At 30.1% G+C, this 15,479-nt stretch carries 18 protein-coding genes and 1 other RNA gene; 16 read left to right on the top strand and 3 right to left on the bottom strand.

Translation table 11 applies throughout. The features are described from left to right. From L8W55_RS05965 to L8W55_RS05890, 16 genes are all read left to right on the top strand, one after another. Positions 1–375: a heat shock protein transcriptional repressor HspR gene (locus L8W55_RS05965; protein ID WP_039668403.1), complete on the top strand. Its 375-nt coding sequence runs from the start codon at positions 1–3 to the stop codon at positions 373–375. A gap of 28 nt (positions 376–403) precedes the next feature. After that, the gene (locus tag L8W55_RS05960) at positions 404–2,029 is read left to right on the top strand and encodes a cation:proton antiporter (protein WP_263677801.1); all 1,626 of its coding nucleotides are present in this window, start codon (positions 404–406) and stop codon (positions 2,027–2,029) included. Beyond that, positions 2,026–2,358 (top strand): hypothetical protein, encoded by a 333-nt coding sequence (locus L8W55_RS05955; protein WP_257396833.1) that lies wholly within the window; start codon positions 2,026–2,028, stop codon positions 2,356–2,358. The genes L8W55_RS05960 and L8W55_RS05955 overlap by 4 nt, the downstream gene beginning before the upstream one ends. Beyond that, positions 2,355–2,981, top strand: a complete 627-nt coding sequence (locus tag L8W55_RS05950) for an HAD family hydrolase (protein WP_263659848.1) — start codon at positions 2,355–2,357, stop codon at positions 2,979–2,981. The genes L8W55_RS05955 and L8W55_RS05950 overlap by 4 nt, the downstream gene beginning before the upstream one ends. Positions 2,982–2,983: 2 nt before the next feature. Next, complete coding sequence (locus L8W55_RS05945) at positions 2,984–3,247, top strand: DUF2018 family protein (RefSeq protein WP_039618310.1); 264 nt, start codon at positions 2,984–2,986, stop codon at positions 3,245–3,247. After that, positions 3,244–3,684: an exporting protein gene (locus L8W55_RS05940; RefSeq protein WP_412175272.1), complete on the top strand. Its 441-nt coding sequence runs from the start codon at positions 3,244–3,246 to the stop codon at positions 3,682–3,684. The genes L8W55_RS05945 and L8W55_RS05940 overlap by 4 nt, the downstream gene beginning before the upstream one ends. Before the next feature lie 47 nt (positions 3,685–3,731). Next, positions 3,732–4,625: a polyprenyl synthetase family protein gene (locus L8W55_RS05935; protein WP_263677799.1), complete on the top strand. Its 894-nt coding sequence runs from the start codon at positions 3,732–3,734 to the stop codon at positions 4,623–4,625. Further along, on the top strand, positions 4,625–5,932 hold the full coding sequence (gene hemA, locus L8W55_RS05930) for a glutamyl-tRNA reductase (protein WP_263677797.1): 1,308 nt from the start codon (positions 4,625–4,627) through the stop codon (positions 5,930–5,932). Before L8W55_RS05935 ends, hemA begins: the two co-directional genes overlap by 1 nt. Continuing rightward, complete coding sequence (locus L8W55_RS05925) at positions 5,919–7,619, top strand: proline--tRNA ligase (RefSeq protein WP_263677836.1); 1,701 nt, start codon at positions 5,919–5,921, stop codon at positions 7,617–7,619. Before hemA ends, L8W55_RS05925 begins: the two co-directional genes overlap by 14 nt. Then, a complete protein-coding gene (locus tag L8W55_RS05920; RefSeq protein WP_263677795.1) occupies positions 7,616–8,011 on the top strand; it encodes an FxsA family protein in 396 nt (131 codons plus the stop codon). Before L8W55_RS05925 ends, L8W55_RS05920 begins: the two co-directional genes overlap by 4 nt. Further along, on the top strand, positions 8,002–8,928 hold the full coding sequence (hemC, locus tag L8W55_RS05915) for a hydroxymethylbilane synthase (RefSeq protein WP_263677794.1): 927 nt from the start codon (positions 8,002–8,004) through the stop codon (positions 8,926–8,928). Before L8W55_RS05920 ends, hemC begins: the two co-directional genes overlap by 10 nt. Next, entirely contained in the window at positions 8,929–10,722 is a 1,794-nt protein-coding gene (locus L8W55_RS05910; protein ID WP_263677793.1) for a menaquinone biosynthesis decarboxylase, read from the top strand. It abuts the gene before it with no gap. Positions 10,723–10,842: 120 nt separating this feature from the next. Next, positions 10,843–11,190 carry a FlaG family protein gene (locus L8W55_RS05905; RefSeq protein ID WP_263677791.1) on the top strand — a complete coding sequence of 116 codons (348 nt, stop codon included), beginning with the start codon at positions 10,843–10,845 and terminating at the stop codon, positions 11,188–11,190. A gap of 2 nt (positions 11,191–11,192) precedes the next feature. After that, positions 11,193–13,487 (top strand): flagellar filament capping protein FliD, encoded by a 2,295-nt coding sequence (gene fliD, locus L8W55_RS05900; protein WP_263677790.1) that lies wholly within the window; start codon positions 11,193–11,195, stop codon positions 13,485–13,487. Between the two features lie 17 nt (positions 13,488–13,504). Next, the gene (fliS, locus tag L8W55_RS05895) at positions 13,505–13,876 is read left to right on the top strand and encodes a flagellar export chaperone FliS (protein ID WP_263677789.1); all 372 of its coding nucleotides are present in this window, start codon (positions 13,505–13,507) and stop codon (positions 13,874–13,876) included. Then, a complete protein-coding gene (locus L8W55_RS05890) occupies positions 13,873–14,088 on the top strand; it encodes a hypothetical protein (RefSeq protein ID WP_133318894.1) in 216 nt (71 codons plus the stop codon). The genes fliS and L8W55_RS05890 overlap by 4 nt, the downstream gene beginning before the upstream one ends. Here L8W55_RS05890 and rnpB read toward each other — a convergent pair. The 3 genes from rnpB to L8W55_RS05875 form a co-directional block, all read right to left on the bottom strand. Next, positions 14,083–14,405, bottom strand: an RNA gene (rnpB, locus tag L8W55_RS05885) — RNase P RNA component class A. The two genes, L8W55_RS05890 and rnpB, sit on opposite strands and share 6 nt — an antisense overlap. A 26-nt stretch (positions 14,406–14,431) precedes the next feature. After that, entirely contained in the window at positions 14,432–14,971 is a 540-nt protein-coding gene (locus tag L8W55_RS05880; protein ID WP_263677788.1) for a hypothetical protein, read from the bottom strand. Continuing rightward, a partial coding sequence (locus L8W55_RS05875; RefSeq protein WP_263677787.1) for a hypothetical protein occupies positions 14,934–15,479 on the bottom strand: 546 nt, incomplete at its 5' end. The genes L8W55_RS05880 and L8W55_RS05875, both read right to left, overlap by 38 nt.

Genomic DNA, 15,479 nt, shown 5'->3' with positions numbered 1-15,479 from the left:
ATGGAGCATAGTTATGATGAACCGGTGTATCTTATAAGCGTTGTTGCAAAGGTTTTAAGCATACACCCACAAACTCTAAGACAATACGAAAAAGAAGGTTTGGTTGAACCAAGTAGAACCGATGGTAAGATGAGGCTTTATTCTCAAAAAGATATAGATAGAATCAAAATGATTTTACGCTTAACAAGAGATCTTGGAGTTAATTTAGCTGGTGTTGATGTGATTTTAAAGCTAAAAACAAAAATTGATGAGTTTGAAAATACCATTGAAGAATTGAGATTAGAACTTGATAGAAGAGATAATCCTTCAAAATCAAGAGCAGTAGTCAAACACAGAAGTAATTTTGACTTAATTTTTTTAGAAAAAATAAAATAATATAACATTACAAAAAAAAGGTTGGTGAGTGGATGCTTTTATAACTTTATTTTTAACTGCAGTAGCAGTTGCTGTCGTACTTAATGTTATACTTAAAAAATTTGGAATTCCAACCATTATAGGCTATATAGCCACAGGTTTATTTGTGCGTGAGTTTTATGGTTTTAGCACGAATGAAATCATTATCCATGTGGCTGAGTTTGGTATAGTTTTTTTAATGTTTACCATAGGGCTTGAATTTTCATTTAAACACCTTTTAGCAATGAAAAAAGAAGTGTTTTTAAATGGAAGTTTGCAAATGCTAACTTGTGGCTTGGTTTGTACTTTGCTTGTAACTTATATTTTAGGTATAGCAAACCATATAGCAATGATAGCAGGTTTTGCTCTAGCTTTATCATCCACTGCTATAGTTTTAAAAATACTTAATGATAGTGGCGATATCAATGAAGAATATGGCAGAAAAGCTTTGGGAATTTTGCTTTTTCAAGATATTGCTGTGATACCACTGCTATTAATGATTGATATATTTAGCTCTCAAAACGCTGATATTTCAAAGCTTTTATTTACAACCTTAGTCAGCGCTGTGATTTTACTTGTTTTGCTTTATTTTATAGGCAAATACCTTTTTACTTATGTTTTAAAATTTATCATTAAGACTAATGCAAATGAAATTTTCATCGCTACCATACTTTTTACCGTAATAGGAGCAAGCTTTTTAGCGCATTCTTTTGGTTTTTCATATTCACTTGGGGCATTCATAGCTGGAGCTTTGATAGCTGAAACTAAGTATAAACATAAAATAGAAGCAGACTTGGTTCCTTTTAGGGATTTACTTTTAGGATTTTTCTTTATTAGTGTTGGCTTGCAAATTGATTTTCATATAGTTTTTGAAAATTGGTTTTTGATTTTTGTTTTTGTAAGTTTGGTGTTATTGATAAAATTTGTAGTAATTTATGGTCTTTTAATCCTTTATACAAGAAAAAGAGTGGCGTTAAAAACTGCTTTGAGTATTTCTCAAATTGGAGAATTTGCACTAGCAGTATTTTCACTAATGCAAGTAAATTCACTTATAGATGAAAAAACAGCACAAATTTTTATTATAGTTTCTATTATCACTATGGTTGCGACGCCTTTTATTTTAAATAATCTTAGAAAAATAGCCAACGCAGCCGAAGGTGAGCAAAATGATATGGCTAAATTTTATTTATGCGATCAAAAAATGAAAGATCATTTTATCATTTTTGGTTATGCAAGATTAGGTCAAGAAGTAGTGCAAAAGATTAAAAAAACAGGTATTCCATATCTAGTTTTAGAAAGTGATTTAAATTTAGTTGAGCTTGGGCGTAGTAGAAATGAGAATGTTTTTTTTGCTAGTGTAGCGCAAGTAGAAACATTAAAAGTAGCTAATATAGAAGAATGCTCAGTTGCTATTATAACTATAAGCAATGAAGCTAAACTTGATATGCTCTATCAAGTGCTTTCTAATTTCAATAAACCCATACAAACGGTTTTAAAAACAAGTGGTACGGGTGCTAAGATCATTTTCCCGCATACTGATAAACATTTACACATTGTAGATGCTGAAGCTTCAATAGCTAGAAATTTAGTACAAGAAGCATTGCAATGTAGAATTAATACAAGTGCAGCAGAATGAAAAATGATGAAAAAGCTTTAAGAGTTAAATACGTAAGAGCTTTGGAAAAATTTACCAACTCTGCTGTAAGTGCTTTAAAAAGAGAAGATTTTGATTTAACACTTTTTAGAGAAAGAATGCAAAAAAATGCTAAAATCTTTGAAAAAGTTCAAGCGGTGTTTTTAGATTCTACTTACACTAAGGCTTTGGAGCTTTTTGTAAATGAGTGTTTAGATGAGAGTTTGGACCAAAAAACCTTAGCTTCAAAAGCCAATGCCTTATATAAGCTAAAAAATAATCAAAGTTATAAAAAAGACAAACATAAAATTAAATTTAAGGATGAATATTGATAAATGTAATTTTTGATATGGACGGCACGCTTATAGATAGTGCCAATGCCATAGTATGTGCGGTAAATGAAATAAGAGCAGATTTAAATTTAGAACCTTTAAAAAGAGAGTTTATTTTAGATACTATCAATACTCCTGGGCAAAATTATGCTAAGATTTTTTATGGGGTTGATACTTACTCACATACTAGCTTTAAAGAAGGTTATGAGAAGTATTTTATCAAGCATTATGATCAAAGCGTGGTGCTTTTTGACGGTGTACTTGAAGTTTTGGAATTTTGTAAAAAAAATGATTGTTATTTAGCTATAGCTACTAATGCACCTCAAGAAAGCTTAGTACCTATTTTAAAAAAACAAAACATTCTTTCATATTTTGATAAAATATTAGGTGTTAGTTATGGTATAGAAGCTAAGCCTGATCCTATGATGTTAAGATTAATCGCAGATGAAGCAAAATATGAAAAAAGTATTTTCATAGGTGATAGCTTAAAAGACAGACTTTGTGCTAAAAATGCTAAGATGGATTATATACATATTTCTTGGCAAAAAGAAATTAAAGACTTAGATGAAGCTAACGATAAAACTACTTTAATAGAAAAAATTCAAACTTACATAAAAGGTTAAAAATGGATATTTTTGATGAAATGTTTGCAAAAAGCCCTAAAGAAAAATTTATCGAAACAATAAAATATGCAAATTTAGGTGCATTAGAAAATGTTTTAGAAAAATTATTAGCCGATCATATCGCTATGATAGAGCTTTTAGAAAAAAATAATTTAAACGAAAGCGATGTAGCGCAATTTCAAATGGAAAATTCACTCTTAATAGATGAGAGAAAAAATGATTTTTACATAGGATTAAGCGCTGAAATTTTAGGACATGAGGGTTGATTTTGCGTTTATTTTTATCTTTATTTTTGATACTTAATTTTTTAAAGGCTGAAGTATTTTTTGATTATACTTATAAATTTACCTTAAGTAAAGATGAAAAAGCAAGTGTAAAAATAAAAGAAATTGACTATCCTGATGAGATTTATTATTTTGACTTTTCATGGACTTTATTTGATCAAACTAATATCATTGTTCATTCAAGATATAAAAAATACCCTAGGCAATTTGTGATGTCTTTAAGAAGAAATTTAAACTGGATTGATCAAACCTTAGTGCCTGATTATAAAAATCCTCATATAGATAGAGCAAGATTGATACTTGAATTTAGTGATTTTAAAAAAGGTGAAGCTATTTTTACTGTGTATATAGAAGATAAAGATAAAAGATTAGAAGTAGAATTTTTAGACCCTAGAAAAGCTAGTCTTAACCAAAACTAAAGTAAAATTTAATAAAATACAATTATAAGAAAACTAAGGAAAGCATAGTGCAAAAGATCGATCAGTATATGCATGAATTTTTATCTGAATTAAACTACAACCCTATTTTAACCATGAGTTCAAAACTTCAAGGTGGTAAAAAATTACGCTCAAAACTACTTTTAAAAATAGCTGGCGAAAGTGATATTAGCTATAAAATCTGTGCTATTATAGAGTTAATTCATGCTGCAAGCTTATTGCATGATGATGTGATTGATGAGGCAAAATTAAGAAGAGGAGTAAAGTCTATCAATGCACAATTTGGAGCTAAAAACGCTATCATGCTTGGAGATATCTTATACTCAAAAGCCTTTTATGAGCTTTCTTTGATTGATTTAAAATTAGCAAAAATCATTTCTAATGCTGTTGTTATGCTTTCTGTTGGTGAATTAATGGATGTAAATTTAAGCGAAACTTTCAATACTGATAAAAATGCTTATTTACAAATGATATACAATAAAACAGCCATTTTAATCGAAGCTAGTGCAAGGTGTGGGGCTATACTCGCTGGTTTAGATGAAGATGATTTCGCAGAATATGGTAAAAATTTGGGTTTAGCTTTTCAAATTGTAGATGATATTCTAGATATCAAAGGTGATGAGCAAACCTTAGGTAAACCTGCTATGAATGATTTTAAAGAAGGTAAAACCACTCTTGCTTATATGTATTTATATGAAAAATTAAATCCACAAGACCAAGAAATACTTAAGTCTTATTACAAGAAAGATTTAAGTGTGGATGAGTTTTCTTGGATTAAAAATAAAATGCAAGAGCATGAAATTTTTAATCAAGTTGGCCAAGAATTAAATACTTATGCAAATAATGCACTCAATGCCATAGAAAAATACAATATAAAAGACTTAGAAGATATTATTAAAAGTATGATAGAAAGGGATTTTTAATGCATTATTATTGTATCAGTTTTACACATAAAAATACAGATATTGCTACTAGAGAAAAACTTTCCTTTTCTAATGAAGACAAAAAAAGAGAGTTGTTAAAGCTAATTCATACTAATAATAAAATTTTAGAAAGCTTAGTACTTAGTACTTGCAATAGGGTTGAAATTTTTCTTTTTGTTGGAGAGATTGAAGGCATTAATGAGCATATTTTAAGAACGCTTAGTTTGCTTTGTGGGATTAATAAAGAAAGTTTAAGCACCAAGGCTGATTTTTACGAAGATAGCGGAGCCATCCATCATTTATTTTCTGTGGCAAGCTCACTTGATAGCTTGGTTATTGGTGAAACACAGATTGCTGGACAATTAAAAGATGCTTATAAATTTGCCCTGCAAGAGCAAAGATGTGGTGTGCATTTAACTAGAGCAGTACATTATGCTTTTAAATGTGCGGCAAATGTTAGAAATCAAACTGAAATTTCTAAAAATCCTATTTCAGTTGCTTCAGTGGCGGTAGCAAAAGCCAAAGAGCTTGTAAATTTAGAAAATAAAACTGCTGTTGTAGTAGGTGCAGGGGAAATGAGCGGGCTAGCCTGTAAGCATTTATTAAATGCTAAGGCCAAAGTATTGATATTAAATAGAGATATACAAAATGCTCAAAAGCTTTGCGAGGATTTGGGTGAAAATGCAAGTTGTGAAAGTATTGCAAATTTAAAAGAAGCATTAAATCAATATGAGATATTTTTTAGTGCTACAAATGCTCCGCATGCTATCATAACCAATGATTTATTAGAAGAAAAAGATTATAAAAGATATTTTTTTGATATAGCGGTGCCTAGGGATATTGATGTAAAAACAAATGAAAAAAATATAGTCTATGCTGTTGATGATTTAGAAGAAGTTGTAAGAAAAAATTTAACTCTAAGAGAACACCAAGCTCAAATTGCTTATTCTATAGTAGGTGCTATGACAAATGAGTTTTTCCAACATCTAAGCAAACTAGCAACTCTGCCTTTAGTTAAGCAATTACGCTTACAAGCTGATGAAATCGCTAAAGAGCAATTACAAAAGGCCATAGATAAAGGATATTTAAAACACTCAAACCATGAAGAAGCAAGAAAGCTTATAAGACAAGTAATGAATGCATTTTTACATCATCCTAGTGTAAATTTAAAAAAACTAAGCGGAACTATGCAAAATGATTCAGTAGTTAATGCTATGCGTTATGTGTTTGATTTAAAAAATGAAAACATGGAAGGTTTAAACCTTTATAAATGTGAATTTAATTTGGAGAATAATCATGAAATTTAGTAAATTTTATGCCATAAGTACAAAAGAAAATCCAAAAGATGCTACTTTACCAAGTCATATATTTTTAGTTAAAGGTGCCTTTGTAGAACAAATTGGAAGTGGTCTGTATAATTTTTTACCTTTGGGAAAAAGAGTTTTAGATAAGATTAAAAATATCATCAAAGAAGAAATGGATAAAGCAGGAGCTTTAGAAGTAAATTTAAGTTTTAATACTCCAGCAGAACTTTGGAAAGAAAGTGGGAGATTTAATGTTTTTGGTAAAGAGCTTTTACGCTTTAAAGATAGAAAAGAAAATGATTTTGTCTTAGGGCCAACTCATGAAGAAGCTATGGTGGCTTTAGTAAGAAATAAAATAAATTCTTATAAACAACTTCCATTGCATTTATATCAAATAGGACTTAAATTTAGAGATGAGGCTAGACCTAGATTTGGACTTTTAAGATGTAGAGAATTTTTAATGAAAGATGGTTATAGTTTTCATAGCAGTGAAGCTGATTTAGACAAAGAATTTAATCTTATGCATGAAACTTATAGTAAAATTCTTACAAGATTAGGGCTTGAATTTAGAGCTGTTGAAGCTGATAGTGGGGCTATTGGTGGAAGCGGTTCAAAAGAATTTATGGTTTTAGCTAAGAATGGTGAGGATGATATATTATTATGCGAGCATTGTGATTATGCTGCAAATATTGAAGCAGCAAAAAGAGCTAAAAAAAGTTGTGAAGATGAAAGGCCAGAAGCTGATTTTGCTACACAATTTCACACTCCAAATGTAAAAACTATAGAAGAATTAGCAGAATTTTTTAAAATTAACCCTTACTATACTATCAAAGCTATTGCTAAAAAAGCTATTTATGAAAATGAAGAAAAAATTGTAGTATTTTTTATACGCGGTGATGATGAATTGCAAGAAGTTAAAGCACTAAATGCAGCAAATGCATTAGAATTAGTTGATGTAAGTGAAGAAGAATTAGAAAAAGCAGGTTTAGTACCAGGATTTATCGGCTTTGTAGGATTAAATGGAGTTGATTTTTATATTGACCATGAGCTTGAAAATGAAACAAATATGATTATTGGAGCAAATAAAAAAGATTATCATTTAATAGGAATCAATGTTGTAAATTTAAATAAAGAACGCTTTAAAGATCTTGCGGTAGTTAAAGAGCATGATCTTTGTCCAAAATGTCAGCATAAGCTCAAGCAAAGCAAAGGTATTGAAGTAGGGCATATTTTTAAACTTGGAAATAAATACTCAAAAGCAATGAATGCAAGCTATTTAGATGAAAATGGTAAAGCTCAATTTTTCACTATGGGTTGTTATGGTATGGGAGTGAGCCGTTTGGTTGCAGTTGCCATAGAAGCAAGCCATGATGAAAAAGGTTGTATTTGGAATAAAACTCTAGCTCCTTTTGTTTTAGATATCATCGTTTCTAATATAAAAGATACAAAAGCTATGGAATTTGCTGAGCAAATTTATACTCATTTTAATGATAAAGAGATTTTATTTGATGATAGAAATGAGCGTTTTGGTGTAAAGATTAATGATTTTGAATTAATGGGCTTTCCTTATGCTTTAGTTATAGGCAAAGGCTTAGAAAATGATGAAGTAGAATTAATCCATAGAAATACCTTAGAAAAACAAGTTTTAAAAACCCAAGAAGTAATTTCACACTTAGAGAAAATTCTATGATAGCAAAAACAAATTTAAGTGCATTTTTGATTTTAGAATTAATTGCTAGTATTTTATTTATAGCCTTTTTTGGTTTTTTAAATTTTTTTATGATAGTTTTTGCAAGTATGTTTTTAGGAGCAATGTTTTTAGCAAAGACTTGGACAAATCTCATTACTATGCAAAATACTAACACGAATTTATTTGGTATGATTAAATTATTTTCCTTAACTATAGTAGGAATTTTACTTTTAATACCAGGAATTTTAAGTACATTTTTAGGAATTTTGCTTTTATTTTTTATGATGGTGCTAAAACTTTTTACAAAACAAAAAAGAAAATATCATCAAACAAATAATGAAGAAGAAATCATAGATGTAGAAATCATACAGGAGCATAAAAAATGCAATTAATCATCGCAACAAGAAAAAGCCAACTTGCATTATGGCAAAGTGAGTATATAAAAAATAAATTATTACAAACACATTCTGAATTAGAAATTTCTTTAGAGGGTTTTAAAACTAAAGGTGATGTTTTACTTGATTCACCTTTGGCTAAAATAGGTGGAAAAGGACTTTTTACAAAAGAACTTGAAGAAAGTATGTTAAGAGGCGATTCGCATTTAGCTGTGCATAGCTTAAAAGATGTGCCTAGTTTTTTCCCAAAAGGTTTGGTTTTAGCTGCTATTTCAAAAAGAGAAGTGGTAAATGATGCTTTTTTAAGTGAGTATTATGAGAGTTTAAATGCTCTCCCAAAAGGTGCAAAAGTAGGCACTACAAGTCTTAGAAGAAGAATGCAACTTTTAGCGTTAAGACCTGATTTAAACATCATTTCTCTAAGAGGTAATATTAACTCACGCTTAGAAAAACTTAAAGCCAAAGAATTTGACGCTATTATTTTAGCTTTAGCTGGTATTAAACGCTTAGGTTTGGATAAAGAAATAAAATACATTAGGGCTTTTGAACTTGATGAGATGATACCCGCAGCTTCCCAAGGAGCCTTAGGCATAGAAAGCATTGATGATAAACAAATTTTAAAATACCTTGAATGTTTAAATGATGAAAATGCCTTTATAGAAACCCATGTAGAAAGAGATTTTATAAAAACTCTAGAAGGTGGCTGTCAAGTACCTATAGGAATTAACGCAAAAATCATTGATGAAAAAATAGAAATTCGCGCCATAGTAGGCTTACCTGATGCAAGTAAAATTCTCAAAGAAAAAAGAATGATTGATAAACAAGATTACACTAATGCAGGCGAGCTTTTAGCTAAAGAAATGATAGCAAAAGGTGCAAAAGAAATTTTAAAAGAAGCAGAGAGTATGATATAAATGCAAAAATTCATAGAGCTTTTAGAAAAAAATAATTTATTAAAAACCATTCATGAGCCTGTTGATGTTGATCTTGAAATGGCACATTTAGCTTATATAGAAGTTAAAAAAGAAGATTCTAAAGCCTTACTTTTTACTAATGCAGTAAAAAATGGTAAAAAATACGATTATCCTGTTCTTTTAAATACTTTTTGTAATGAAAAAGCTTTAAATCTAGCATTTGGGAAAGACTATGAAGATGTGGCTAAAGAAATTAGCTCTTTGCTTAAAATGCATATACCACAAAGCTTTGGTGCAAAATTAAATTTTTTCAAAACCTTACTTGATTTAAAAAATATCCCACCAAAACGCATTAAAAAAGATGGAGAATTTAACCACAAAAGCTTAAATTCTTTATATGATATGCCTATTTTAAAAACTTGGGAAAAAGACGCTGCGCCTTTTATCACTATGGGGCAAGTTTATACTCAAAGCTTAGATGGAAAACAAAATAATCTTGGAATGTATCGTTTGCAAGTAGTTGATGAAAAAACCTTGCTTATGCATTGGCAAATTCATAAAGATGCGAGCCATTTTTTCCACGAGTATAAAAAAGCAAATCAAAAAATGCCAGTAAGCATAGCTATAGGTGGAGATCCTTTATATATTTGGTGTGCTCAAGCACCTTTACCAAAAGGAATTTTTGAACTTTTACTTTATGGTTTTATCAAGAAAAAACCTGCAATTTTGGCAAAATGCAAAAGCAATCATCTTTATGTGCCTTATGATAGTGATTTTGTGATTGAAGGCTTTGTAGATCCAAATGAATTTGCACCTGAGGGACCTTTTGGAGATCATACGGGTTTTTATACCCCTGTTGAGCTTTGTCCTGTTTTGAAAGTAGAAAAAATCTTTGCTAAAAAAAATGCAATTTATCAAGCTACCGTTGTAGGAAAACCACCTTTAGAAGATAAATACATGGGGCTTGGCACAGAAAGAGTTTTTTTACCTTTACTTCAGACAAACGCGCCTGATTTGATAGATTACAACATGCCTGAAAACGGAGTTTTTCATAATCTAATCTTGGCTAAAATAGAAGCAAAATACCCAGCTCATGCAAAACAAGTTATGCATACTTTTTGGGGAGTAGGGCAAATGAGTTTTGTAAAACATGCTATTTTTGTTGATGAAAATGCGCCTTGTTTGCAAGATTATGACAAACTCATACCTTATATACTCAACCGCTTTGATGAAGAAAAATTGCTTATTAGTGAAGGAATTTGCGATCAGCTTGATCATGCTTCAAACACTTATTGTTATGGTGGTAAAGCAGGACTTGATGCGTGTGGTGATGAGAAAAAAGTTGAACTTGAAATTCTAAGCGATGAGGCTTTACTTTCACTTTTTAAAGAAAAAGATCAAAGTATTTTAAAATTAAAGCAATTTTACACCCAAACCTTTGCTCCAGTTTGTGTGATTTTGATTGATAAAAAAGAAAAAATAACTCAAGTTTTTGAAAAATTACAAACTTATAAAAAGCATTTTAGAATTTTAGTTTTCTTAGATACAGATGCTATTTTAGAAAATCCTTATATGCTAATTTGGCGTGTGGTAAATAATATCGATGCAAAAAGAGATATTTTTCTCAAAAAAGATTGTGTTGCGATTGATGCGACAAATAAAGGATTGTTAGAAGATTATCATAAAGAATGGCCTTTAATGACAAATTGTTCTAAAGAAGTTATAGACAGACTTATTGCAAGAAATTTACTTCCAAATGATGAAAAATTATTCAAAAAGTTTGAAATTTTTTAATTTTAAACTTTTTGAGAACATTTTTTGCTTGTAAGAAAATATAGATTTTTAATCTAAATATTAAGTTTTTTAAAATTATGTCGATAGAGTATTTTAAAGTCTTTTAAAAAGGAGTTTAAAATGGACATTAGTAACAATATTCAAAGAGATGCAAATGTAGCTCATTTTAATACAAAAAGCGTTGAAAAAGCACCTCAAGAGAATAAGCAACAACAAGTTAATTTAAACGATCAAGATGAGAATTTAAATGAAAAACTAAAAAACGCGACAGAAAAGCTTAATAGACAAATGGAAACACTAGAAACAAATGTGCGTTTTGCATATAATGACAAAATCAATGAAATGTATGTAAATGTAACCGAAAAAGATACCGGTAGACTTATACGCAAAATTCCTAGTGAAGAAGTGATGAAATTAATAGAGCATTTTAAAGGTGTTATCGGCACTATTTTTGATAAGGAGAGTTAATCATGGCAATAGGTAGTTTAGGAAGTTTAGGAATAGGCTCAGGTGTTTTAACAAGCGATACACTTAATAAACTTAAAGAAGCGGAAATGAACGCTCATTTAGGCCTTTACAACTCACAGCTTGAAACTAATACTTCAAGACAAAAAGACCTAGCAGAACTTGAAGCTAAACTACTTGCTTTTCAAACAGCTGTAAGTAGCCTAGGTGATGCCTCTCAGTTTAATAAGAAAAAAGTATCCCCTAGTGTAAGTGGAGATAGTGCTGCTGCAAGCTTAGTAGTAGGATCTTTATCTAACCTTACTAATATGAAAGTTATTGTAGAACAACTTGCTCAAAAAGACGTGTATCAAAGCAATGGTTTTAAAGACAAAACCGCTTCTGTAATGAAGAGTCTTGGGATAAGCGGAGAAAATGGCAAAACTTCTTTTACTATTACCCAAGATGGAAGAGATTATAAAATCGATATTGATGAAAGCACTACTGTGGCTCAACTTGCCGAAAAAATCAACTCTGTTACAGGCGGTAAAATAGAAGCTAAGCTAGTCAATACTGGGGATAAAGATAATCCATACCGCTTAGTAGTGCAAAGTACTGAAACAGGAACTAAAAATAATATTTCTTTTTCAGGTGATGAAAAACTTTTGGAGGCTATGGGTTGGAAACTTGATAAAGATAGCATTAGTGCAGGTGGTTTGTATGGTTTTAGACCTCAAGGTGCTGGAGAAGAAAAAGATAAAATAAGTGGAACATTTAGTGGAAATCCTAAAGATAAGTTACTTAGTTCGCCAGAAGAAAGCACTTCTTTTACTTTTGTTATTAAAAATGGTGAAAGATATGATAGATTTACTATAAATATTGATGAAAATACTACTTATGAAAGTTTAGCAAAAGATTTAAAAAAACAAACTAATGGAAAAGTGGAATTAAGCTTTGAGGGAAATGCTTTTACATTTAGAGCCACTAATGGTGGTGAGTTAAGTCTTTTTGATGGTGGCTATGCAACTGATGCTGATGGCAATATAGATCAAGCAAATTATGCTAGAGATAGCAAAGCTACTTCATTGTTAAGTAGTAAATTTGGAATTACCTTAGATACTAGCACTCCACAAGGCTACAATGTAGCTTCAAACAATGAAAATCACATCCAAAAAGGTATGGACGCTATCTTTAGTGTAGATGGTGTTAAAATGACTAGACCAACTAATACCATCACAGACATAGGCCCCGATATCACTTTAGAGCTTAAACAAAAAGGTGAAATAAGCTTCAATGTTTCTCAAGATACCGAAGCTATTTCACAATCTTTAGAAAGTTTAGCCACTGCTTATAATGATTTAATGGTAAATCTTAATGCAGCGACAAAATACGACCCTGACGCAGGAACAAAAGGAAATTTTGTAGGTGTTAGTGAAATTTATAATATCAAATCTCAAATTAATAATATTTTGCTTCAAACCATTACAGTAGATGGGACGGTTATAGTTGGCGATAGTGATAGTTCAGATGGTATTAAGGTTTCTTCTAAAGTAAGTTTATCTTTGGCTGATTATGGCTTGACTTTGAGCGATGGGGTATTGTCTTTTGATTCGGGAAAATTTAACTCTAAATTCAATGAAGATCCAGAAATGGCTGAAAAATTTTTCGTAGGACATAATGGTTTTGAAGATATTGATTTAGTAGGCGATAGAGTAAGTGGTTTTGATAAAGGAGATATAGAATTTAAAGAAGGTGATTTTACTATCACTTACAATGATGAAACCATAGATTTAGGTAAAACTGCAAATGGAGATCCTTTCACCTTAACTGGAGATACGGATGTAGAAAAAGCTCAAAACCTAGTAGATCATATCAATAGTTTTGGTTTAGAAGGTTTAGAGGCTAGTTTTGAAATCATCAATCAAGGCACCGCTGATCAAAAAATTCAATTTAAAATCAAAGGAACCTCGGGAAGTAATTTAGAAATTCAAGGCAATAGTGACTTTTTGAAAAAATTTGGCTTAAGTTCTAGAACCATATACTCCGTTTATAAAGAAGAAACAGGAACCTTTGGGATATTGAAAAATACTATGGGTGAAATAATGAGTTCTGATGGTTCTTTTGGAGGATACAAAGAATCTTTAACTAAAGAATCAAAAAATCTTAACGAAACCATAGAAAATACTAAAAAATCTATAGAAGGTAGATATGATACGATGTGGTCTAGATGGGCTGCATATGATAGTATCATTGCTAAATTAAATAACCAAGCAAGTGTTATTTCAAATATGATTAATGCAGCAAATAATCAAAATTCTTAAAATAAGAAAGGGTTTAAATGCTAAATAGTGCAGTTTATAGTGCATATTCACAAAATCAAACTGGTGTAGAATCCCAAGAAAAACTTATAGAAATGCTATATAGCGGGATTTTGCGCTTTTCAAGTAGGATAAAAATAGCTATTCAAAATGAAAATATAGAAGAAAGAGTGTATTATGTAAAAAGAGCTAGTGCTATTTTTATTGAATTATTAAATTGTCTTGATTATGAAAAAGGTGGAGATGTAGCACATTATCTGAGTGGCTTATACACTAGAGAATTACAACTTCTTTCTTTAGCAAACATAGAAAATAATGAAGCTAGAGTAGATGAAGTAATAAATGTAGTAAAAGGCTTACTAGAAGCTTGGAGGGAAGTACATCAAAAATGAGTGAAAAAAAATGGATAGATGAGTTTAAACTAGCTGTATATACTGAAGATGTGGAAAAAATAGTTAAACTCATCGAAAAACCTGATTTTAAAGATTGTCCTAATGAGGCCTTAGCGCTTACTAATGAAGCAATAGCCTTTATGAAAAAAAAGCAAGATGAAGTAGCAAAAAATTTGCAAAAACTCAAAAAAGCTTCTGCTTATATGAAGTAAAACATGGCGATAAGCCGAGTTCTGTCAAGAGCGATCATTTATCTAGACTTGTTTTTGCAAACAAGTTCAAGCGAAGGGTTATATTATAAGACTAAAACCACCCCTTCTTGCTGCAGATTGGGTTTACATAGCTAGCTTTGTTACCAAAGCTACTGGTAGGCTCTTACTCTACCGTTTCACCTTTTCCATAAAAATATGGTAGTTTTCTTTCTGTTGCACTTTCCCTTAGGTTGCCCTAGCCATCCATTAGATGGAATCCTTGTCTTATTGCAGCTCGGACTTTCCTCTTCGAAAGAAGCGATCGCTTGCCATGTTTAGACAAATTCTACCAAAAAAATCATTTTTATACTAGAGTAAAAATAAGTTTTAGTGTGATTTTTAGTTCATTTTCGTATTTTGTAAGCTCTAAATTTTTAACTTTTATATAAGGATCTAGTTTTTGTAAAAATTGCATTAAAAAATAAAAATCACTAACAAAACTCAATTTTAATTCATAATAAGTAAAATATTCATCTTGACTTTTATAACTTTGAATTTGCAAAGACCTTATTTTAGCAAGATTTCTCTCAATATCTTTTAAAATGCTTTGATAGTCCTTGTCTAAACTCAAGAATGACTGCTCGTTATAAGATATATTTTCATCTTCTTTTAAATCAGAAATCATTTCTTGTTTTTGCTCGTATTTTGTTTGTAAAACATATAGCCCATCTTTTGACAACTTCATTTGCTTTTCAAAATAATCAAAAACACTCATATAAACCATGAAAGAACCAAAAACAAAAGCAACTATCAAAGCTAGTGCAAATTCACGCCCAGATAACCTAGCAAAGATATTTTCTAAATTTTTATAAAGATTTTTCAAAAACAAGAATGATTTTTCCATTATTAACTTCTTTATTTTTTAATACAAAATGATGCTTTTTAAAATCTTCATAAAATTCATAGTCATTTTTAAGCTCTATAATAAAATCATTATTTTTAACATGTAAAGCCTCTATATAAGCTTGATGAGAATTTAAAACTTTTAAAAAATCATAAAAATCTTTATAACAAAGTGCATTTGCATAAAATTTTTGTAACAAATCAACCTTTAACTCATTTTCTTTTTGTAGTTTTTTAAACTCTTGATTTTGCTTTTGATTTATTTTTGCTTGCTCTAAAATATCATCTTGCTTTTTTATTAAATTTTCATATTTTGTTTTCTCATTTTCATAAAATGATTTTTGTGTATATGAATACAAAGGATAAACTAAAGCTAGTAAAACTCCACAAGTAAAAGCTAATAAAATCTTAAAACTAAAAGATTTTAAATGATTTATTTTTTCTTTGTTGGTAAAATTAACCTTGATTTGATCACAATTTTTTAACAATTTTTGGTAAAAAATATTACT

The sequence above is a fragment of the Campylobacter sp. FU_520 genome (assembly GCF_025772385.1).
GTDB lineage: Bacteria > Campylobacterota > Campylobacteria > Campylobacterales > Campylobacteraceae > Campylobacter_D > Campylobacter_D lari_C.
Note: the sequence above shows the minus strand (reverse complement) of the source record. Positions and strands in the feature narration are given on the sequence as shown.